Annotated in this window: 21 protein-coding genes and 1 riboswitch; of the genes, 11 read left to right on the top strand and 10 right to left on the bottom strand. The window is 56.8% G+C overall.

Translation table 11 applies throughout. The features are described 5' to 3' along the window. Window positions 1-76: 76 nt before the first annotated feature. The 3 genes from IQ273_RS15865 (at window position 77) to IQ273_RS15855 (ending at window position 3,129) form a co-directional block, all read left to right on the top strand. Window positions 77-1,183, top strand: a complete 1,107-nt coding sequence (locus IQ273_RS15865; protein WP_194024149.1) for an LptF/LptG family permease — start codon at window positions 77-79, stop codon at window positions 1,181-1,183. A gap of 149 nt (window positions 1,184-1,332) precedes the next feature. Next, window positions 1,333-2,163: an AraC family transcriptional regulator gene (locus IQ273_RS15860; protein WP_194024146.1), complete on the top strand. Its 831-nt coding sequence runs from the start codon at window positions 1,333-1,335 to the stop codon at window positions 2,161-2,163. A gap of 51 nt (window positions 2,164-2,214) precedes the next feature. Then, window positions 2,215-3,129, top strand: coding sequence for a DMT family transporter (locus tag IQ273_RS15855; RefSeq protein WP_194024145.1), 915 nt, complete (start codon window positions 2,215-2,217; stop codon window positions 3,127-3,129). 97 nt (window positions 3,130-3,226) lie between these two features. Here IQ273_RS15855 and IQ273_RS15850 read toward each other — a convergent pair whose 3' ends face one another. Further along, window positions 3,227-3,982, bottom strand: a complete 756-nt coding sequence (locus IQ273_RS15850; RefSeq protein ID WP_194024144.1) for a HEAT repeat domain-containing protein — start codon at window positions 3,980-3,982, stop codon at window positions 3,227-3,229. A gap of 89 nt (window positions 3,983-4,071) precedes the next feature. Beyond that, window positions 4,072-4,647 carry a dihydrofolate reductase family protein gene (locus IQ273_RS15845; protein WP_228053135.1) on the bottom strand — a complete coding sequence of 192 codons (576 nt, stop codon included), beginning with the start codon at window positions 4,645-4,647 and terminating at the stop codon, window positions 4,072-4,074. Window positions 4,648-4,918: 271 nt separating this feature from the next. Between IQ273_RS15845 and IQ273_RS15840 the strand changes: the two genes are divergently transcribed. After that, window positions 4,919-5,338: a hypothetical protein gene (locus IQ273_RS15840; protein WP_194024143.1), complete on the top strand. Its 420-nt coding sequence runs from the start codon at window positions 4,919-4,921 to the stop codon at window positions 5,336-5,338. Window positions 5,339-5,415: 77 nt separating this feature from the next. Here IQ273_RS15840 and rnz read toward each other — a convergent pair whose 3' ends face one another. Further along, entirely contained in the window at window positions 5,416-6,378 is a 963-nt protein-coding gene (gene rnz / locus IQ273_RS15835; protein ID WP_194024142.1) for a ribonuclease Z, read from the bottom strand. Window positions 6,379-6,569: 191 nt separating this feature from the next. On the opposite strand from rnz, the gene IQ273_RS15830 reads away from it, so the two are divergent. After that, window positions 6,570-6,914: a hypothetical protein gene (locus IQ273_RS15830; protein WP_194024141.1), complete on the top strand. Its 345-nt coding sequence runs from the start codon at window positions 6,570-6,572 to the stop codon at window positions 6,912-6,914. A 3-nt stretch (window positions 6,915-6,917) separates the two neighbouring features. Further along, entirely contained in the window at window positions 6,918-8,231 is a 1,314-nt protein-coding gene (locus IQ273_RS15825) for a recombinase family protein (RefSeq protein WP_194024140.1), read from the top strand. 67 nt (window positions 8,232-8,298) lie between these two features. Here the strand turns inward: IQ273_RS15825 and IQ273_RS15820 are convergent, their stop codons facing one another. Genes IQ273_RS15820 through asnS form a run of 3 tightly spaced genes read right to left on the bottom strand, consistent with a single transcriptional unit; the run spans window position 8,299 to window position 10,395 of the window. Next, window positions 8,299-8,649: a DUF5615 family PIN-like protein gene (locus tag IQ273_RS15820; protein ID WP_194024139.1), complete on the bottom strand. Its 351-nt coding sequence runs from the start codon at window positions 8,647-8,649 to the stop codon at window positions 8,299-8,301. 2 nt (window positions 8,650-8,651) lie between these two features. Further along, on the bottom strand, window positions 8,652-8,981 hold the full coding sequence (locus IQ273_RS15815; protein ID WP_194024138.1) for a DUF433 domain-containing protein: 330 nt from the start codon (window positions 8,979-8,981) through the stop codon (window positions 8,652-8,654). Window positions 8,982-9,009: 28 nt separating this feature from the next. Continuing rightward, window positions 9,010-10,395 carry an asparagine--tRNA ligase gene (asnS, locus tag IQ273_RS15810; RefSeq protein WP_194024137.1) on the bottom strand — a complete coding sequence of 462 codons (1,386 nt, stop codon included), beginning with the start codon at window positions 10,393-10,395 and terminating at the stop codon, window positions 9,010-9,012. A gap of 792 nt (window positions 10,396-11,187) precedes the next feature. Between asnS and IQ273_RS15805 the strand changes: the two genes are divergently transcribed. Further along, a complete protein-coding gene (locus IQ273_RS15805; RefSeq protein ID WP_194024136.1) occupies window positions 11,188-13,359 on the top strand; it encodes a glutamine synthetase III in 2,172 nt (723 codons plus the stop codon). Here IQ273_RS15805 and IQ273_RS34405 read toward each other — a convergent pair. Further along, entirely contained in the window at window positions 13,352-13,477 is a 126-nt protein-coding gene (locus IQ273_RS34405; RefSeq protein ID WP_255534514.1) for a hypothetical protein, read from the bottom strand. The two genes, IQ273_RS15805 and IQ273_RS34405, sit on opposite strands and share 8 nt — an antisense overlap. A gap of 41 nt (window positions 13,478-13,518) precedes the next feature. Here IQ273_RS34405 and hetL point away from each other — a divergent pair, with 41 nt between their 5' ends. After that, entirely contained in the window at window positions 13,519-14,232 is a 714-nt protein-coding gene (gene hetL, locus IQ273_RS15800) for a heterocyst differentiation pentapeptide repeat protein HetL (protein WP_194024135.1), read from the top strand. Between the two features lie 263 nt (window positions 14,233-14,495). Here the strand turns inward: hetL and IQ273_RS15795 are convergent, their stop codons facing one another. Then, on the bottom strand, window positions 14,496-15,599 hold the full coding sequence (locus tag IQ273_RS15795) for a hypothetical protein (RefSeq protein ID WP_194024134.1): 1,104 nt from the start codon (window positions 15,597-15,599) through the stop codon (window positions 14,496-14,498). Window positions 15,600-15,880: 281 nt separating this feature from the next. Here IQ273_RS15795 and ybaK point away from each other — a divergent pair, with 281 nt between their 5' ends. Further along, the gene (gene ybaK, locus IQ273_RS15790; RefSeq protein WP_194024133.1) at window positions 15,881-16,360 is read left to right on the top strand and encodes a Cys-tRNA(Pro) deacylase; all 480 of its coding nucleotides are present in this window, start codon (window positions 15,881-15,883) and stop codon (window positions 16,358-16,360) included. Window positions 16,361-16,617: 257 nt separating this feature from the next. Here ybaK and IQ273_RS15785 read toward each other — a convergent pair whose 3' ends face one another. Continuing rightward, the gene (locus IQ273_RS15785) at window positions 16,618-17,034 is read right to left on the bottom strand and encodes a DUF4278 domain-containing protein (RefSeq protein ID WP_194024132.1); all 417 of its coding nucleotides are present in this window, start codon (window positions 17,032-17,034) and stop codon (window positions 16,618-16,620) included. 45 nt (window positions 17,035-17,079) lie between these two features. Then, window positions 17,080-17,165: riboswitch (Glutamine riboswitch) on the bottom strand. A 279-nt stretch (window positions 17,166-17,444) separates the two neighbouring features. Between IQ273_RS15785 and IQ273_RS15780 the strand changes: the two genes are divergently transcribed. After that, window positions 17,445-18,317: a 6-carboxytetrahydropterin synthase gene (locus IQ273_RS15780; protein WP_194024131.1), complete on the top strand. Its 873-nt coding sequence runs from the start codon at window positions 17,445-17,447 to the stop codon at window positions 18,315-18,317. A 67-nt stretch (window positions 18,318-18,384) separates the two neighbouring features. Here the strand turns inward: IQ273_RS15780 and IQ273_RS15775 are convergent, their stop codons facing one another. Next, complete coding sequence (locus IQ273_RS15775) at window positions 18,385-19,284, bottom strand: PhoH family protein (protein ID WP_194024147.1); 900 nt, start codon at window positions 19,282-19,284, stop codon at window positions 18,385-18,387. Window positions 19,285-19,384: 100 nt separating this feature from the next. On the opposite strand from IQ273_RS15775, the gene IQ273_RS35805 reads away from it, so the two are divergent. Next, a partial coding sequence (locus IQ273_RS35805; RefSeq protein ID WP_194021068.1) for a transposase occupies window positions 19,385-19,484 on the top strand: 100 nt, incomplete at its 3' end.

The raw sequence follows: 19,484 nt of genomic DNA, 5'->3' as shown, positions 1-19,484 counted from the left end.
CCCTATCTCGGCACCTATGACCACCGCTCCCTACAATCCCCCTCGCCCCCGCCCTCGGTCATCTGTGCTGACGGTGATGGATCGCTACATCGCCAAAGAGCTAACCATGCCCTTTTTGTTTGGGGTGGGCGCATTTTCCTCGATCGGCATTTCAATTGGGGCGCTGTTTGAGCTAATTCGCCGTATCACTGAGTCGGGGCTGGCGATTACCCTGGCGGTGCAAATTTTTGTGCTCAAGCTGCCCGAGTTCATTGTGCTGGCCTTCCCGATGTCGACGCTGCTGGCCACGATGATGACCTACAGCCGCTTCTCCAGCGACAGCGAGCTGATTGCTCTGCGGGGGGTAGGGGTAAGCATTCGCCGCATTATTGCGCCAGCCGTGGTGCTGAGTCTGCTGGTGACGGGCCTGACCTTTGTGTTCAACGAGCTAATCACCCCGGCCGCTAACTACCGAGCTGCCATCACCCTGGAGCAGGCACTCAAGTCTGAGCGTCCCCCTTTTCAGGAGCGCAATATTTTCTATCAAGAATTTCAGCCCGCCAGCGACAACCCTGAGGCCCAGGAGCTCAAGCGCCAGTTCTACGCCCGCCGCTTCGATGGCACCACTATGCACGGGCTGACCATCATTGACTTTTCTCAGGAAGGATTAAATCAGGTGGTCAGCGCCGAATCGGCCAACTGGGACGTGGAGAGCAACGCCTGGACCTTCTACAACGGCACCATCTACGTTGTCGCCCCTGACGGATCCTTCCGCAACATCATTACCTTTGAGACCCAGGAACTGCAGCTGCCCCGCACGCCGCTAGATCTGGCCAGCCGCACCAAAAACGACACCGAAATGAACATTTCCGAAGCCACTCAGCAGCTAGAGCTAGTGCGCCAGAGTGGTGACGAAAAGATGATTCGCCGCTGGCAAATTCGGATTATGCAAAAGTACGCTTTGCCGTTTGTCTGCGTGGTGTTTGGCCTGGTAGGAGCCTCGATTGGGGTGCTGCCCCAGCGCACCAGCCGCGCCACCAGTTTTGGCATCAGTATTGTGATTATTTTTGGCTACTACCTGCTGTCGTTTATTACCAACGCCATGGGCGAGGTGGGAGTGCTGTCGCCGTTTCTGTCGGCCTGGCTGCCAACCCTGCTGGGGCTAGCCGTCGGTCTTTACCTGCTGTTTCGAGCCTCTAAGTAGAGAGCTTTGGCAAGGTCAGACTCAATAGAGGGCTACCCATCAGGGGACGCACACCTGCAAAAACTAAGGTGGCGACAGGGCAAGATTTTACAAGACGGAGTCTTTCTCAAAGCCTATGCTGAGGGCTAATGTTGCCACTGGACCCGGCCATGAGAGAACAGGCAAAAGCGTGGCGATCGCCGATTTTTACCCATTTAGAAGTGCTCCATGCCACCTATCGCACCCATGCGTTTGCCCGGCATGTCCACGAAGATTTTTGCGTTGGCATCATTGTTGACGGGGTAGAGGCGGTCAAATATCGAGGCGCTACGCATACCGCCCCCAAAGGCAGCATTGTTGTGCTTCAGCCGGGTGAGGGACACAGCAATTGGGCGGCTGTCGAGGCTGGCTGGAGTTTTCATGTCATCTATCCGCCCGCTGGTCTTTTTCAAGCCTTAATGGTCGAGGAGGCCGAACAGAAAACAACGCTGCCTTTTTTTGCCGAACCCGTAATTTGCGATCGCCCGCTGTTTCGGCAGCTAGCCCGTGCCCATACGCGGCTGGCGCAGCCAATGGTAGAGGACTGCCTATCGCTAGAGACGCATCTGTTGACCCTGCTGCGCACGTTGGTTCGCCGTCACGCTGTTCACAGCGACCATAGTTCCCAGCGCCCTCAGGCTGAGCATTCGATGGTGCAACCTATCAAGCACTATTTAGAGACCCACTATGGCCAACGTTTCACCCTAGACGATTTGTCGCAGCAGTCTGGGCTCAGCCCGTACTATCTAACCCGAGTATTTCGAGCCGCGGTAGGGTTGCCGCCCCACAGTTACCTCACCTATCTCCGCATTACTAAGGCTAAGCAACGGCTGCGCCAGGAAACCTCTCTGACGCAGTTGGCGTTAGAGCTTGGCTTTGTCGATCAAAGTCACTTCACAAAAACCTTCAAAGCCTGGGTAGGCGTTACCCCTGGGCAATATTGCAGGCAGCTCAACGGTTAAGCTGCCGCCCCGTTCGACCTGTTCTAACTCTAATAGCTGTGGAGCACGGAGATGTCTGATCCCCCTCGTCTGCTTCCCCTTGGTTCAGGCTGCCTAGCCGCCCTGGGCTGGGGACTTACCGGCACGTTTATTAAGCTGATGCCTCAGTTCAGTACCTTAGACGTGCTGTCAATTCGGTTGGGCCTTGCTGGATTGGTCATGCTGCCAATTTTAGCGATGCGCCGCCCCCTGTGGTCAGACCTGCGGATGCTGCTGAGAGACCCCCTAACGGTGCTGCTGTCGAGTTTGATGGTGCTCTATTATCTGTTTGCTGTCCGAGCGTTTCAGCTGGCCCCCGTGGGGGATGTCGTTTTGGTGGTCGGGCTATCGCCGCTGCTGGGGCTAGCCGCCAAAGTGTGCCTAAAACAGCGACTGACGGCATCAGAAGGCATCGGTGGAGCGATCGCCTTTAGCGGACTAGTTTTGTTTGTGCTGCCAAACCTCCAGGGCAACAGTGAGGATAGTTTGACCTACCTAACGGGGTTGGGGTTTGCTCTGCTGTCTGCGGCTACTACCCTGGCCTATGCCTCGCTGTTTAAATCGCATGGGGCAAAACAGCCCCGGCTAACCCCGCTGCTGGTGGCGTTTATTACCTTCGCGATCGGGTCAATCGTGATCATTCCCATCGCCTGCCTTTCAACCTCCCAGCGCCTAAACGATCTGGTTCAGCCGCAGGTATGGACGATCATGCTGGGGCTGGGCGTGATCTCGACGGTCATTCCCACCCTGTGCTACAGCTATGCGGCCAAGCATCTCTCCCCGATCTTGACTACGGCTTTGAACCTGATGACACCCATATTTGCCGCTGCGATCGCTGCTATCTTACTGGGTGAATATCTGTCTGGATGGAATATAGTCGGTGCACTGCTGATTCTCACCGGTATTCTCACCCTATCTAGGCCTCGCCCTAGAGGCACAACTCAATAGCATTGGAATGCCGCTAGCGACCGATATCCCTGACAAAAAGGGACCTGCCAAAACCGGGACTAGGTTGGTACACCATCTAGCTTCCTCGAAGAAAAGCCTAAAAGAAAAATCCGTCTTGCTCAATTTCTTCGATGGTTTGCAGCCCTCGGGTGTCGCCGACCTTGAGCAGGGCGGTGCGAGCATCTTCGCGCACGCCCAGGTCGTCCTCCTCGGCAAAGCTTTCAATCAGCGCGTCGATCGCGGTGTGGTAGACCACATTAGAGGGTAGTTCGCGGCACAGCTGACCTATAGCCCAGGCGCAGTTGCTACGTACCGCCGGTACTGGGTCGCGGCGCATACCCTCAATCAGCGGAGGAATGGCGGCAATTACCGACTCGTAGCGGACCTGGGCCATCTGAGCCAGGGCGCTAGCGGCCCAGAGCCGGACGGCGGGAATGTCGGTGCGCAGGGCTTCAAGCAGGGGGAGCAGCGATCGCGCGTCGTGGGCATTGCCCAAGGCCCACACCAGCCCTTTGCGCACGTAGCCATTCCAGTCGGTAGATAACTGGGTGATTAAAGGCTCTACCGCCGATGGGTGAGGATTACGGCCCAGGGCATAGGCCGCACTGACCCGCACCAGGGGGCAGAGGTCGGTGAGCAGCGCCGTTAGGGGAACCACCGCTCGGCTGTCTTCTACTTCGCAAAAAGCCCGTGCCGCCAGCATCCGCTGCTGCGGGTCAGCTGCCGCCAGCAGGGGCAGCATGGCCTCGGGATCGTACTGGGGTGCCTGCTCCTCGTCTACGGGACCGAGGGCATCGAGGGGGTCGGCAAACTCCAGGTCGGTGTTTAGGGTGGTGAGTTCGTCTTCATACATAGGGCTACTTTATCTGGTTGTGCCGCACTTTTAGCGGTAGCGGGGAGCCTCTGCAAACTTTCGTTAAGCAAGAATAGAGTCCTCGTTCTCTAGAGCGGTTTAGCGGCCCGGTAGGTAAGCTGTACCACGCCGCTAGTAAAGGTCTCAGCCTGATAAAGCTGCACCTCTGCCCTGGGGCCGGGGGGCATAAAGAGCGGGATGCCATTCCCCAGCAGCACCGGAATAATCGACAGAATGTACTCACTAATCAGCCCCTCGGCGCGAAAGGCGGCCGCTAAAGCCGCCCCGCCAACCAGCCACACGCGGCGGTAGCCCAACGCTGACCAGGTGGCCATCAGGTCTGACGGCGACTGGGCGGTGGCACTGACCTCGGCTAAGTCAGAGGAAAGGGGCTGGTGGGTCATGATGTAGCTAGGTTTGCCCGGGTAGGGCCAGTCGCCCCAGCTAAGCACCTGGTCGTAGGTGCGCCGGCCCATCACGATCGCATCGACGCTGGTGTAAAAGGCCTCGTAGCCGTAGTCTTCCTCGGGAGTTTCGATCGCAGAGAGCCAGTCAATGCCGCCCTCAGGAGTAGCGATAAAACCGTCAAGACTCGTAGCGATGTAAAGAACAATCTCGATCGGCATGGCGGGTAGCCAGGGGAGCAGGGTAAGTGGCGGTGGCAAGGAGTATTATCCTCCTTTCGAGTGGCGAAATAACCAAATTGAGGGGGTTGCGATGGCCCTAAACTTTCCGAAGAATATCAGTAGTTCTCTGTACCCCACTCAGGCAGCCGTTAGGATGAAGTCAGTAGGCCGGGTTTAAGAAAACTCCCAGCGCCCAAGGCAACGCCTCACTAAACTGGCCAATAGCCTGACTGATTAATTGGGATCGGTTAACTAACGCCTTGCTGAACCCAGAGACAACCCCGGCGATGTAACCAGGAGTATGGTAGCGATGGCCTCCCAAGATCAAATTAGAAACTTTTTGGCCCACTGGTTTCAGTTGGGCAAACCCGTAGTGCTAGCCGAGAACCGGGGTGAGTGCTTGCCCGATCCCGTCTTTCAAAGCAGTCGCTACAGCCAATCTTTTGAAGACTGCTGGCACCAAATCATGGTGACCAGCGGCCAAGACTGCTACCTCAAGGGCACTAGCCAAAGCATTGCAGAAATGCTGTCGCCAGCCTGGGAGGTAACGCCCTGTGCCCGCTGCGAAATGCCTGTTGCCGTACCGACCTTAGGCATTATGTCATCTCTGTGTCCGTGCAATGACCTGCCCTCCTGGCCCAATACCGATATGCCTATGCCCCGCACCGCTGTCGACAACCAGCAGCACCTCACCGATCTCAGGCAGCGGCTGGGCAATGTGAAGGGTTAGCCTGCATCAACAGACTCTAGAGAACCTTAGCGGACGGCGAAGAGCCCGTGTCTAGCCCGTGGTTAGCTAGCCCATAGTTAGACTGACGACGAGGCCAGCACCTTCTCATCTTGGCGAGGAATGTCGTAGATCATAAAGTCGTGGGCCATAGCCGTGTTGGGGAAAATGGCGCGAGCTTCAGCTAGTAAATCGGGCAGCTGAATCTCATTGCCGGGGGCATAGCGGGGGCTGAAGTGGGTCATAATCAGCTGCTTGGCTTGGGCGCTGAGGGCCACCTGGGCGGCCATAGTCGAGGTCGAGTGCAGCCGCTGGTAGGCTAAGTCGGCATCGCGGTGAGAGAAGGTGGCCTCGTGGATTAGGACGTTAGCGTTGGCGGCCAGCTCCACGGCGCGATCGCAGTAAATAGTATCAGTGCAGTACACCAGCTTGCGCCCTACCAGGTCTGGCCCGCAGAGGTCGGCTCCGTTGATTGTGCGGCCATCGGCTAGCTTCACCCGCTGCCCCTGCTTTAGCTTTCCATAGATAGGGCCGGAGGGAATTCCCATCGCTTGGGCACGCTTGACATCGAAGTGGCCGGGGCGATCGCGCTCTTCAATGCGATAGCCGTAGGCGGGCACCCGGTGCTCCAGCAGGTCGCAGGTCACTCGAAACTCATCATCCTCAAACACCAGCCCTGGCTCAACAGCGTGGATTTTGATCGGCAGCGAAAAATGGGTTTGCGAGTAGCGGCGACTGGCCTGTAAATAGTCGTTCAGTGGTTTGGGGCCATAGATATCGATGCGCTGCTGTCGGTTGCCCGCCAGTCCGCAGCTGGCCAGCAGCCCCATCAGGCCAAAAATATGGTCGCCATGCATGTGGGTGACAAAAATGCGGCGAATCTGGCTCGACTTAAACTCGCTGCGCAAAAACTGGTGCTGAGTACCCTCGCCGCAGTCAAACAGCCACACCTCAGCCCGCTGGGGCAGCCGCAGGGCCACGCTCGAAACATTACGAGCGCGGGTTGGCACGCCAGAACTGGTACCCAAAAATGTAATCTGCAAGGAAACCGCCTCTGGGAAACGCAATGAGCTAGGACCGCAGGCCGACAGCCCAAGCCTACCCACCTATCTTGCCACGACCTAGAGCCATTGGCCGGAGCCAGCGGAATCTAACGCCGCGAAGTATCATCGACACAGGGTGGTTGTCCCTGCCCTGGGCCACGAATCAAAGCCGCAGCAATGAGAAAACACCGATGATTTCAATGACCTATTTGCTGACGGCGTTGCTGACTGGGCTGGGTCTGGCTGCCAATATGCCCGCTACCCAGTCGGCTCCGCCAGGTATGCACTACGCCTGGCAGGTGCTAGGCATCGATACCACCCAGTGCCTGAGCCAAGCCAGCCAGGCGCTTGAGTCTCAGGGGCTAGAGCCGATGCAAAACGATGCCACCAGCCTGGCCGGGCGTTCTGACACGGTAACGGCGATGTTTGTGTGTATCGAGAGCCAACCCGCTATCACTACGGTGATGGTGGTCGTAGCCAGCGACAGCGACGAACAGGCCCTCGCCCTGCGCGAAGCGCTGAAGCAGGCGTTCTAGGTCATGCGCATCGTCGCCTACCGCTACCGAGAAGTTGATGTCCCAGCATCTCCCTCACTTGAAGCACTCGGGGAGGAGATGTTGGCATCGGTTGAACGGGTCTACACCGATGTAGCGTTGCCGACAGAGCCCCAGTACCGCCCCGAGCGCGATCGCCTGCTTGTCGATAGCCAAACCAATCCGCCCGACCTAGTACTGGTTGACGACCTGACCAGCCTCGGCAACGGCCCTGAAGACGTCTGCCACTGGGTCAAGACGCTAGAGGCGACCGGGGCCGAGGTTGTCTCGGTAAAGGGTAACTCAATCGATCTCGCTAGCCTACAGCAGGGAGCTGAGTTAGCCACTCAGCAGCGTCGCCGCCGCCTACGTGAAGGGCACGCCCGCAGCCGCCTCCAGGCCCTACCGCCCCCCGGCAAACCGCCCTACGGCTACCGTCGCGGCCAGGGCCGCTACCTGATCGATCGCGCCACCGCCCCGGTCGTCACCGCCTTTGTAAATGAATTTTTGCTCTACGGCTCGCTGCGGGGGGCTGTGCGGTTTATTGAGGGTAAGTACGGTAAGCGTATTTCTGTCTCCACCGGGCGGCGTTGGCTCACCCACCCGGTCTACCGGGGCGACCTGCAATACCAGGATGGCAATACCCTGCGCGACACCCATGCCGCCATCATCAGCCGCGACGAGGCGGCCCAGATCGATCGCCTGCTGCGCCGCAATCGACCGCTGCCGCCCAGAACGGCGGGGGCTGCGCGATCGCTGGCCGGACTCGTTACCTGCCAGGAGTGCCATCAACCCCTAACCATCTCAAAAACCGCTCCTCGGGGACAGGCTAAAACCTACCTCTACCTGCGGCCCAGCGGCTGCCCCAAAACCCCCCGCTGCAAAGCCATCCCCTACGACGAGGCCCTGCACCGCATCGTCGCCGAAATTTGCCAAGTGCTGCCCCAGGCTGTGGCTCAGTTTACCGCCAAAATTCCAACTGGTGCCCCAGCCCCCGGTACCCGACTGCAGAGCCAAATAGAGGCTAAAGAAGCCGTTCTAGAGCAGCTCCCGGCCCTAGAAGACTCTGGTGTTCTGGATGCCGAAACGGCAGCTCTACGCCGCTATAAGCTGCGGGGCGAAGTGGCTACCCTGCACCAGCAGTTCGCCCAACTGCCCCCGGTCAACCTACAAGAGCTGTCGCAGTCGGTGTCCATTCCCCAATTTTGGCTCGACCTGTCTGAGGCCGAGCGGCGCTTCTTCTTCCGCGAGTTCATTCGCGACATTCGGATTGTGCGCGATGGGGGAGCCTGGCAGGTGGAATTGATGCTGGTATTTTGAAGAGGAATGTGTCGATGCGCCAGTTTTTTACCCTTTGATAGAGCTACCTTAGCTGCTGTAAACCCCGTCACAACGGCAAGTAAAGCACGATGTCTTTCCACTCGGCTTGATCGCTGTAATCAATCAGCAGCAGCAGCTCATCGATAGCTTGGCGCATTGGCATGCGATCATTCACGACAAACATGCCGGCCATGGGTTCTGCTTTGGTCAAGCGGGCGTAGGCAAAATCTGGCATAGTGGCGCGGTCATGGGTCAAAAGAATACGCTCATTCACTGCCGCCCAAGCCAATATTTCTGCATCGTCCACCGTTCGCAGGCCTATGTCTTGAACTCGAATCAAATCAAGGCTGGGATCTCGCAAAAACAGCCCTCGAACGATATCTCCATTAAAGTTTTCGTCGCTGAGCAAACTGAGCATAGCTACTGATTTTGCTGAGCTAGCAAGCGACTGCGAATTGAGCTTAAATCTGATTGAACGCTGTCAAGTCGTTGCTGAACCGCTTTAGCAAGCTGCTCTCTCTGCTTTAGGTAAATTTCTACCGTATCTTGGTGTCTGAGGTAGTAGCCAATAGTGTTGTAGACATCAGATAGCGATAGCGTCGAGTAGCGCTGAATAATAGTTTCTGGTGATGCCCCATCCTGAAACGCTCGAATCACAGTTTCTAGCAACACTCTGGTACGGCCAACGCGCACTGCCCCGGTTACATCGGCATGGAGAGGTGGTGTTTCCTGTTCTAAAACAAGGGTCATGGCTAAGTTACGCTCCTAGAGTACGCTCCTAAAAATCGATGCTGTCGGGGGTGCGGGGGAAGGGGATGACATCGCGGATATTGCCCATGCCGGTCATAAACTGCACCAGGCGCTCGAAACCCAGGCCAAAGCCCGCGTGGGGCACGGTGCCAAAGCGGCGCAGGTCGAGGTACCACCAGTAGTCGTCAATGGGTAGCCCCGCCTCTTGAATGCGGCGCTCCAGCACGTCGAGGCGCTCTTCCCGCTGGGAGCCGCCGATGATTTCGCCCACCTTGGGGGCCAGCACGTCCATCGCCGCGACGGTTTCGCCGCCGTCGTTGAGGCGCATGTAGAACGCCTTGATGCCGGTGGGGTAGTCGGTGACAATCACGGGCTTTTTGAACAGGTCTTCTGCCAAGTAGCGCTCATGCTCGGATTGCAGGTCAATGCCCCACTCGACGGGGAACTCAAAGGTTTTGTCGGCTTTCTCCAGCAGCTTGACCGCCTCGGTGTACGTAATGCGCTCGAAGGTATTGCTGATGATATTGTCGGCGGTGGCCAGCACTGTGTTGTCGATGCGATCGTTGAAGAAGGCCATATCCTCGGGGCACTGCTCCAGCACCGAGTGGAAGATGTACTTGAGAAATTCTTCGGCCAGATCCATGTTGCCAACCAGGTCGCAGAAGGCTTTTTCGGGCTCCACCATCCAGAACTCGGCCAGGTGACGGGAGGTGTTGGAGTTTTCGGCCCTGAATGTGGGGCCAAAGGTGTAGACATCGGTAAAGGCCATCGCCATGATCTCGGCTTCGAGCTGGCCGCTGACGGTGAGGTAGGCGGGCTTGCCAAAGAAATCTTGGCTGTAATCTACCGTGCCGTCTTTACCCTTGGGCGGATTAGCCAAATTGAGCCCGGTGACGGCAAACATTTCGCCCGCGCCCTCGCAGTCGCTGGCAGTGATGATCGGGGTGTGAATCCAGAGAAAGCTGCGATCGCGAAAGAACTGGTGAATCGCCTGGGCGCAGGCATTGCGCACGCGAAAGACAGCGCCCAGGGTGTTGGTGCGCGACCTGAGATGCCCCAGCGTGCGCAGGTACTCAAACGAGTGACGCTTTTTCTGAAGCGGGTAAGTCTCCCCATCGGCGGTGCCGTATACGGTGATGGAGCTGGCCTGTAGCTCGACCCGCTGGCCCTTGCCAGGTGACTCGACTAGAGTGCCGCCAATTTCGACTGACGACCCGGTGGTGAGGTCTTTGACCACGGTGTCGTAGCTTGCCAGGTCGGCATTGAGCACCACCTGTAGGCCTGCCATCGACGAGCCATCGTTTACATCTACAAAGGTGACGCCCTTGCCCTCACGCTTGGTACGTACCCAGCCCTGGATGGCAACGGTTTGGCCCGGTTCGCCAGCGTGCAGAATGTCTCGAATGCGCGGCATAGTCGTAGGTAGTCTATGGGGTGGTCAATATGAATGTTCCTATTCTGACCTACAGCGGCTCTGAAAGGGGCTCTCAACACCAACAAAACCACCGCAAAGGTTGTGGTCTCTGGCCCTGAATCCTCCTGTAATCACTCTTTAGGGAAATGGAATTAACCAGGAAAGGTATTTATAGCTACAAAAGCCCCCCTACTTTGCCTTTACTATCCAAAGTGAAAATTTTCCTACGTTCTAATGGTCGATCGTCGTTGGATTGTACAAAGTTGAGTAAATTCTTACTATCAAAACCTGGTGGTTGACTTGTCAATAATGCTCGTTTCCTCAGCGACTTTTGTTTAGGTTTGAGGTTTGTATTTCTCAAAATCGACTTAGAACAAGTGGCACTGGTTGAGCCATCGGTGCGGCCTAACCATGTTGGCCATTGGCCTGGTCTGAGTCGTGTTGAGGGCGTATGTTTGTCTGAGAGGTTCTCTTAGACCACTGAGACGATAAGCACTGTGGTCAGAAATTTCCCACTTAGGGGTTGCCGATTTTTGGTTCTGTAGTGTGGTTTTTCTAAGACTGTCTAAACAGTAAGCCTCTCAGGCTTTTCTAGTGCAGAAGATAGCGGCGATGGCTTCAAAAGATGGGTGTTCGTCATCAGCGCTGAACGGTAGCGGTGCTTCGATCCCCGATTTAAAGGTGTTCATACCTATTCTCAATGGCCTATAAAAGGAAGGGCTACGCCCCAATTCTGGCCAGTAAATGAGGTCATGCCCTGTCTACACATCCCATCCAATTTAGGAGATTGCTATGAGTGGAAATGAGTTACGCGCCCAGGCCATTGCCAGTATTGCTTGCCGTTCTAAAGTGCCAGTAGGTAGCCCAGGTCGGCTTGAAGACCTGTGGGCTAAAGACGTCTTTAGCCTCAGCAAAATGCAGGAGTGTCTGCCCAAATCGGTTTTTAAATCGCTGCAAAAGACCATTACCACTGGCGCACCTCTGGATATGTCTGTGGCCGATGTAGTGGCGGTCGCCATGAAAGATTGGGCTATCTCCAAGGGAGCACTCTACTACTCCCACATGTTTTATCCGCTCACCAACGCCACCGCTGAAAAGCACGACGGGTTTATTTCGGTGCAGAGCGATGGGTCGGTGATTTCAGAATTTTCGGGCAAGGTGCTGGTGCAGGGCGAGCCTGATGGGTCATCTTTCCCTAACGGCGGCATTCGCTCCACCTTTGAAGCCCGTGGCTACACCGCCTGGGATGTTACCAGCCCCGCCTTTGTGATGGAGACCGACAACGGCGTCACCCTCTGCATTCCCACCGTGTTTGTCTCCTGGACTGGCGAAGCCCTGGATAAGAAGACCCCCCTGCTGCGCTCTAATGCTGCTATGAGCAAGGCCGCTACCCGCGTGCTTAAGCTGCTGGGCCACAGTGAAGTGGCCCCGGTCAACTCTAGCTGCGGGGCTGAGCAAGAATATTTCTTAGTCGATGCCAACTTCGCCACTGTGCGCCCCGACTTGCTGCTGGCGGGCCGTACCTTGTTTGGCAAGTCGCCTGCCAAGGGTCAGCAGTTCGACGACCACTACTTTGGCGCTATCCCTGAGCGGGTCCAGATCTTCATGCAGGATGTGGAGGAAAAGCTCTACCGCTTGGGCATTCCCGCTAAAACCCGCCACAATGAGGTGGCCCCTGGTCAGTTTGAAATTGCCCCCTTCTTTGAAGCGGCCAATGTAGCCAGTGACCACCAGCAGCTGATCATGACCGTGCTGCGCAACACCGCCAAAAAGCATGGCTTTGTCTGTCTGCTGCACGAGAAACCTTTTGCGGGCATTAACGGCTCGGGCAAGCACGTCAACTGGTCGGTGGGCAATCCTACCCAAGGCAACCTGCTTGACCCCGGCGACACTCCGCACTCCAACGCGCAGTTTCTGGTGTTCTGTGGCGCGGTCATTCGCGGTGTGCATAAGTACGGCCCTCTGCTGCGAGCGGTAATTGCCAGCGCCAGTAACGACCACCGCCTGGGGGCCAATGAAGCGCCGCCCGCGATTATCTCGATCTACCTGGGCAGCCAGCTGCAAGACGTGTTTGACCAGATTGCCTCGGGCGAGGTGACGGGCTCCCAGAGCAAGGGTGATATGGATCTAGGCGTGCCCACCCTGCCGATCTTTCCAAAGGATGCGGGCGATCGCAACCGTACCTCTCCCTTTGCCTTTACCGGCAATCGCTTTGAGTTTCGCGCCGTGGGCTCGGGCCAGTCGGTGGCTGGGCCGCTGGTGGCCATGAACACCATTCTGGCCGACTCGCTCGACTGGGTGGCCGACCAGCTCGAAGCCAAACTGGGCAGCGGCGTCGAACTCAACGTTGCTATCCACGACATTCTGCGCGACATCATCCGCGACCACGGGGCGGTGGTGTTTAACGGCAATGGCTACTCTAGCGAGTGGCACGAGATGGCCGTCAACGAGCGGGGGCTGGCCAACCTGCGCACCACCGCCGATGCCTTACCTGTGCTGCGCGAACAGTACATCGAGGACCTGTTCGCCAAGGCGAAGGTGCTCAGTCCAGTGGAGCTGGGCAGCCGCTTTGAGGCCTACTCCGAACAGTACATCCAGCACATTGAGGTTGAAGCCAAGCTGGTAATCAGTATGGCCAAGACCATCATCTACCCCGCCGCCATGCGCTATATGGGCGAGCTGACCCAAACCATTGGTAGCCTCAGCGGCATGGGCATTGAGTTTGGCAACGATAGCGTGGTCAAGGTGGCCGAACTGACCAAATTGATGATGGCCTCGGTGGATGAGCTGAGCGACATGATGACCAAGCACTTCATGTCGGTGGAGGAGCACATGCAGTTCTGCGCCCAAACTATCCGTCCCCTGATGGACCAGGTGCGGGAGTATGCCGACGCCCTTGAAGGGGAAGTGGCTGACAATCTCTGGCCTCTGCCCACCTATCAGGAGATGCTGTTTATTAAGTAAGCACCATCGGTAGACGCACAAAGCCAGGTCTGAGGGCAGCGACGGCCTGAGCCTGGCTTTGCTGCGATCGCTTGCCGCAAAATCGGCCTGATTTTACAGGTAGCAGCGTGGTGGGCAAAGTGCAGTACACTGCTGAGGTATTTTGGCCCAGGTTGACCCATGGATGCTGGCGAGATTTTAGACCGCTACCAGGCGGGCGATCGCACTTTCACTGGCCTCAAGCTGGCAGAGATGGATTTGCTTCAGGTTGACCTCAGTGGAGCCGACTTTAGCCGTAGCGACTTGCGTCAGGCTCGGCTAGGCCGCGCCCATTTTGCCCAAAGCAACTTTACCGAGGCTGACCTCAGTGAAGCCCTGCTGTGGGGGGCCGACTTTACCGCGACCCATTTTGCCAATGCTCAACTGCGAGACGCCGATTTGAGCGGGGCCGTTTTTGTGCGGGCGCAGTTGCCTGTCGCGAACCTGGTCAAAGCCATCCTCTGCGGCGTCAATTTTCAGGAGGCCAACCTGTCTCAGGCACTGCTAATTGACGCCGATCTTCGTCCTACTTCTGACCAGCAAACCAACCTGATCGGGGCTAATTTGCAGGAGGCCAACCTCAGCTATGCCCATCTCAGCGGTGCTCAACTAGCCCAGGCGAACCTAAGCGGAGCCAGGCTCTGCCGCGCCCAATTGAGCCAAAGCATTCGGCCCAATGCCCCACCGACCAACCTGAGTGGGGCCAATCTTCGAGGAGCCGACCTGAGTTACGCAGATCTGACCGGGGTCGTTTTGCGTGGAGCCAACCTGACCGGGGCTGACTTAACGGGAGCCATTTTAGCCCAAGCAGACCTGAGCGGGGCCGTTTTGCCCGATGGGTTGGTATCAACGTAGCGCGATCGCTGCACCAGATGCCCTTAGCTAACCCACTATGAGCGCTGAGTATGGCCAGTCGGGTGCGATCGGTTTTGACCAGATCTTTGACGACTGCTTTTCTGGCGAATGGTAAGACCTGCAAGCGCTAGAGGTTGACGGTTTGGTGCGGCTCACCTCCGACCATATCGACGCCCTGCTCGCCGGATGGCTGCTGATCGGCAATATTGCCGCCGTATTTGACCCCTACCGGGGAAATCGCACAATTCGGCGATTCTTGCTCCTTATTGCCCAGTCACTACGCCCCACATGTAGTCTTCAAAGGAGCCTTCGCCCAGGTCTACGGAGAAAATTTTCCCCCAGCTGTAGCACTTAAAGCGAATGTGGCCGCTGTCATGTTTATACCAAACGCCATTGTCAATGCTGAGATCGCCACGGTAGGCGACCCAGTGGTTGGGGTAAGCCACGGTGGGCGCACTGCCGCCAAGCATAGCGGCATCGATCATGACAAAGGCTACACCTCCCTGGCGGCGGGCGGCGTCTGCGACCTTCATAGCGTCAAATTCGCCGTAGACAAAGGTGGATTCAAAATCGACCTGACTGTAGCCCAAAATTTCGGAAATCCAGCCCTTCATTTCCCAGGGGGTGGTGATGCCAGCGACGTTGTTTTCGAGGCTGCCCGAGTCTCCGGTGACCGGAAAGATCAGGTTCTCAACATCGCGCAGGGTGGCAATTAGCATCCAGTCGGCGGCAGACATGCCGGAGCGAATTTTGCTCCGCCGAAGACCGTCGGAGGGGCGCACGGTTTTGGTGCGGCTGCGGAATTGACCAGTTTCGTAGAGCGCGCGACAGAACGTGACGTAGCGGGCGGGCTGTTTAGACACCAGCTCAAACACAATGGCGGCGGGGCCGCAGAAGGGGGTGTAGTTTTGGTTGATGTTGAGTGGGTTGGCCACTGTAGCGCGAAGGTCTTGAATTAGCTCGGCTTTAGTAATGTGAGGCCACACCCCCGCTTGGGAGGATTGCTCAAAGGCGGCGATCGCACTGGCGACCGGGTCGACATTGGGTACATCGACGACCTGGTAGCGCAATTGATAGTTGGCCCCATCGCGGGTGAACGCGGCGGTAGCGCCAGAGGTTAGCCCCGTGAGGATGCGAACAGAGCCCAAAAAATCATCGGCGTCAGGGGAGTCTTCGTCCCAAAGCTTGACTTCTACGCTGTTGTTAAACGTGTAGGTCTGGTTTAAAGACCAGGTTTGGCCATCGTTAAGGCTGCGCTTCAGGTGGGGCTGTAGCGTACCATCGACGAAAACTTCGAGACGGCACTCATCGGCACCCCAGTCTTCGGTTTCGTTGCACTTGAGCTGGCTCAAAATCAATTGGCGCATGGGAGCAATTCCTTAGGGTGAATACGTTGACTCCAGAAACTTCACCCTGGCCCGTAAAATTACTGACCCAACCCGCGATTTGAGACCAGAGAAAAATTTGGCATAGTGCTATCTGGACAGCCAGCTCTAAACGGGCTAGTACTCTGCGGCGCAAGTTTAGATACTATTCTCCGGGGGCTAGGGAGCAGGGGGGCTAGGGAGCCAAGCAATCTAGACAGCGCGGCCCAATGCTTGTGCTTCTAAATTAGAGTTGATCAGACCCTGCCGCTCTTTCTAAAGCTGTGAGCAAAACCAACGCCGCCCGCCTGCTCGATCGCCTCAAGCTGCCCTACCAAATACTGGAATATGAGGTCGACCCCGATGATCTGGCCGCCGAAAGTACGGCTGAGAAATTAGGGTTACCGCCGGAGCAAGTGTTTAAGACGCTAGTGGCCAGGGGCGATCGCCACGGTGTCTGCCTCGCTGTCATTCCCGGTAGCGATCAGCTCGATCTAAAAGCACTGGCGGTGCTGGCAGGCGATCGCAAAACCGATACCGTGCCCCTCAAAGATGTACAGCCCCTCACGGGCTATATTCGCGGCGGTGTCACCGCCCTGGGCACCAAAAAGGCTTACCCGGTCTACGTCGACGAATTGATCTTGGCCTTTGACACTATCGCCGTCTCTGCCGGCAAGCGAGGAGTCATGCTGTGGCTAGCACCCCAAGACTACCTGGCCGCCACCCAGGCGACTCTGGGCGCATTGATCAAACATCCCCACTAACTCACCGCCTCACTCGACATTGCTATCGTCGATGCCCCCTAATTGCGAAGCGATAGGCATTCTGGCTTAAGCGCGATCATGCTGGTTAGGCGATGTGAGGTGCGATCGCAACTACAACCCAGCCAGATCACAAAGGATTGCGTTCTGACTGGGTTAATGCTCAAACCCACAAAAAAAGGGCACCCACTCGGGGTGCCCCTTACTGCTCCAGCTACAGCACAAAGCTAATTTGACGGCGCAAGATTTAAGCCAGCTAGTTAAGCCAACTGGTGCAGCTCATCCTCAAGCTGCAGCAAAAGCTGGTCGTTGCCCTGAGCCCGAGCAACCTCAATGCGATGCTGAATCGATCGCTGAATATTGACGCGATGGGCGTCAGCTGCCTCTCGCAGCAGGTGCCGACGCGCCTTCAACCCTGTACCAGCTGCCGCACGTGTAGCCTGGAACACCGGCTGGCGCTGGGGAACAGCTACAGAGGGCTGCACCTGCCCGTGGCAATTGGTGCTATAGTCAACCCCTCGGTAGGTATAATTGCCAATAGGCTGAGTCACCGGCAAATGGCTAACGTAGGAAAATTTCAGCGGACGACCCCGGTAGTGCCCAGTAAGCTCACTCTCTCGCACTTCGAGAGACGGTGGGTTGTAGTCGTATTCTACGCCGCGATAGCAAAGTTTCATGTCACGTCTCCTGTGGACCAAGGATTTAACAAACTGCGTAAGCAGGGTGCGTTCCTTCAGGAGTCAGTCTCCTTACTTCCGTCTAGGGCTAGCGGAGCGAATGCTCCACGGTTGCCAACAAGATGAACGTCAACGTATTTAACGCATTTCTGTATTCAATTTTACCGAATATTCTTGATGTCAGCAAGCCATGGCATTTAATTTTTAACAATACCTATCTCAAGGAATAGCCTGCTGGGTAAGGGGTTGGGGCGTAAGCAGCGGCGATCGCAGGACGGCAATTCTTTACGTAGCTGGTTCAACCATCATCGCCCCTTGTCCAACCTTCAAAGTTCAGCAATTTACACTATGCTGAACATGTAACAGTTGCTTAACAACTGTTGGCCACTCATCACGGGGGTTCCCCTCCTATGAAATGCATCATCAATCGCCGGGCGCAATTTTCTGCCAGCCATCGCTACTGGCTGCCCGAGCTCAGTGCCACCGAAAATTCCCAGCGATTTGGCCCCTGCGTCAACGCTCCTGGTCACGGCCATAACTACGTCCTGTACGTGTCGATGGAGGGCGACCTCGACGAGTACGGTATGGTGCTCAATCTGTCAGACGTTAAGCACGTGATCAAAAAAGAAGTCACCGCTCAGCTCGATTTCGCCTACCTCAACGACGTTTGGCCCGAGTTTCAGCACACCCTACCCACCACCGAGTACTTGGCAAAGGTAGTTTGGGATCGCCTCGTTCCCCACCTGCCCCTGGTCAACATTCAGCTTTTCGAACATCCCGAACTCTGGTCCGACTATTCAGGAAACGCCATGGACGCTTTTCTCACCGTCAGCACTCACTTCAGCGCTGCCCACCGCCTGGCCTCGCCGCGCCTTAGCTATGAAGAAAACTGCGAAATCTACGGTAAATGCGCCCGTCCCCACGGTCACGGCCACAACTATCACCTAGAGGTTACCGTCAAGGGCACCATCGACCCGCGTACCGGTATGCTGGTCGACCTGGCCGCGCTGCAGGCTGCAATCGATGAGTACGTCGTCGAGCCCTTCGACCACACCTTTCTCAACAAAGACATTGCCTACTTTGCCGAGGTAGTGCCCACCGCCGAAAATATTGCCGTCCACATCCGCGACCTGCTGCAAAGCCCGATCGCAGCTCTTGGAGCCAGCCTCCACAAGGTCAAGCTGATTGAAAGCCCCAACAACTCCGCCGAAGTCTACGCACCGGCACCAGCGGATGAGGCGACTGTGGCGGCTACGACCGCCCCCGAGTTAGCGGCTGTGTAGTCTTACAGACTAAGGTAAAGGGCCAAACTCGACCCCCTGTGGCCCTCGTACCTCATTTAGTGATCTGCTACGGCTTCCCCCCTCTGCGAGGAGCGCTGCTGCCCTCGTAGCTTTCGTAAGCCGCCACAATTCGCTGCACAAGCGGGTGACGCACTACATCGGCCTGGTTGAGCTGGCAGAAGGCAATGCCATTGACCCCCTGCAAGATTTTTTGGGCTACCCCTAGACCTGAGGTTTGGTCGCTGGGTAGGTCAGTTTGGGTTACGTCACCCGTTACCACCATACGCGACTTGAATCCCAGCCGGGTCAGCACCATTTTCATCTGGCCTGGAGTCGTATTTTGAGCCTCATCCATAATCACAAAGGCATTGTTGAGGGTGCGACCCCGCATATAGGCCAGCGGAGCCACCTCAATAATGCCCCGCTCCATTAGATTGGCAATTTTCTCAGGGTCAACCAACTCGTGGAGTGCATCGTAGAGGGGGCGCAGATAGGGGTTGACCTTTTGCTGCAGGTCACCGGGCAAAAAGCCCAGTCGCTCGCCAGCTTCCACCGCCGGTCGAGTCAGAATCAGCCGCTCAAACTCGTTGTTGAGCAGGGCCTGTACCCCCACCAGGGTAGCCAGAAAAGTTTTTCCGGTGCCCGCCGGGCCAATGCAAAACACCATGTCGGTCGTGCGTAGCGCCTTAACATAACGCTTTTGGCGGAAGGTCTTGGCTCGGATTACTTCGCCTCGGCGAGTGCGGGCAACGACATCTTGGTGAATGGCCTGAAGTTCGTCAATGCGATCGGTATCGAGGGCCTGGCGAGCGGTCATAATGTCGGCGCTGGTCACCGGCTGCCCCTGGCTCCACAGGGGCTCTAGAGCCTGCACCAAACGCTGGGCCAGGGCAACGCCATTGTCTGTGCCCGCAACAAATAACTCCTGCCCGCGCAGAACTAGAGAAGCTCCAGTCTGGCTAGCCAGGAGTTTGAGGTTGGCTCAATAGGTGTTTCAGGGAGGTGACCTGCAAGCAGATGATGTATTCGCTAGGCTGAACACTAAAGTGCACCTGCTCTGCGATCTCATGCTAACCCTGACACACCTTTTGGAAGAGGCCAAGTGCTACGACAGCGTTCGGACGTTGCGCTGGCCCGACGGCGTTATCCGGTGTCCGAAGTGCGGCT

Origin of the sequence: Nodosilinea sp. LEGE 07298 (assembly GCF_015207265.1) — a bacterium.
In the GTDB taxonomy this organism is placed as follows: Bacteria; Cyanobacteriota; Cyanobacteriia; order Phormidesmidales; family Phormidesmidaceae; genus Nodosilinea.
The sequence above is the reverse complement of the archived record's forward strand: the minus strand, read 5'-3'. Positions and strand labels throughout refer to the sequence as shown.

Bases quoted from the DNA above. Each gene is read 5' to 3' on its own strand.
- IQ273_RS15865 (WP_194024149.1), top strand. From the start codon at position 77: ATGGATCGCTACATCGCCAAAGAGCTAACCATGCCCTTTTTGTTTGGG.
- IQ273_RS15860 (WP_194024146.1), top strand. From the start codon at position 1,333: ATGAGAGAACAGGCAAAAGCGTGGCGATCGCCGATTTTTACCCATTTA.
- IQ273_RS15855 (WP_194024145.1), top strand. From the start codon at position 2,215: ATGTCTGATCCCCCTCGTCTGCTTCCCCTTGGTTCAGGCTGCCTAGCC.
- IQ273_RS15850 (WP_194024144.1), bottom strand. From the start codon at position 3,982: ATGTATGAAGACGAACTCACCACCCTAAACACCGACCTGGAGTTTGCC.
- IQ273_RS15840 (WP_194024143.1), top strand. From the start codon at position 4,919: ATGGCCTCCCAAGATCAAATTAGAAACTTTTTGGCCCACTGGTTTCAG.
- IQ273_RS15830 (WP_194024141.1), top strand. From the start codon at position 6,570: ATGATTTCAATGACCTATTTGCTGACGGCGTTGCTGACTGGGCTGGGT.
- IQ273_RS15825 (WP_194024140.1), top strand. From the start codon at position 6,918: ATGCGCATCGTCGCCTACCGCTACCGAGAAGTTGATGTCCCAGCATCT.
- IQ273_RS15820 (WP_194024139.1), bottom strand. From the start codon at position 8,649: ATGCTCAGTTTGCTCAGCGACGAAAACTTTAATGGAGATATCGTTCGA.
- IQ273_RS15815 (WP_194024138.1), bottom strand. From the start codon at position 8,981: ATGACCCTTGTTTTAGAACAGGAAACACCACCTCTCCATGCCGATGTA.
- asnS (WP_194024137.1), bottom strand. From the start codon at position 10,395: ATGCCGCGCATTCGAGACATTCTGCACGCTGGCGAACCGGGCCAAACC.
- IQ273_RS15805 (WP_194024136.1), top strand. From the start codon at position 11,188: ATGAGTGGAAATGAGTTACGCGCCCAGGCCATTGCCAGTATTGCTTGC.
- hetL (WP_194024135.1), top strand. From the start codon at position 13,519: ATGGATGCTGGCGAGATTTTAGACCGCTACCAGGCGGGCGATCGCACT.
- IQ273_RS15795 (WP_194024134.1), bottom strand. From the start codon at position 15,599: ATGCGCCAATTGATTTTGAGCCAGCTCAAGTGCAACGAAACCGAAGAC.
- IQ273_RS15785 (WP_194024132.1), bottom strand. From the start codon at position 17,034: ATGAAACTTTGCTATCGCGGCGTAGAATACGACTACAACCCACCGTCT.
- IQ273_RS15780 (WP_194024131.1), top strand. From the start codon at position 17,445: ATGAAATGCATCATCAATCGCCGGGCGCAATTTTCTGCCAGCCATCGC.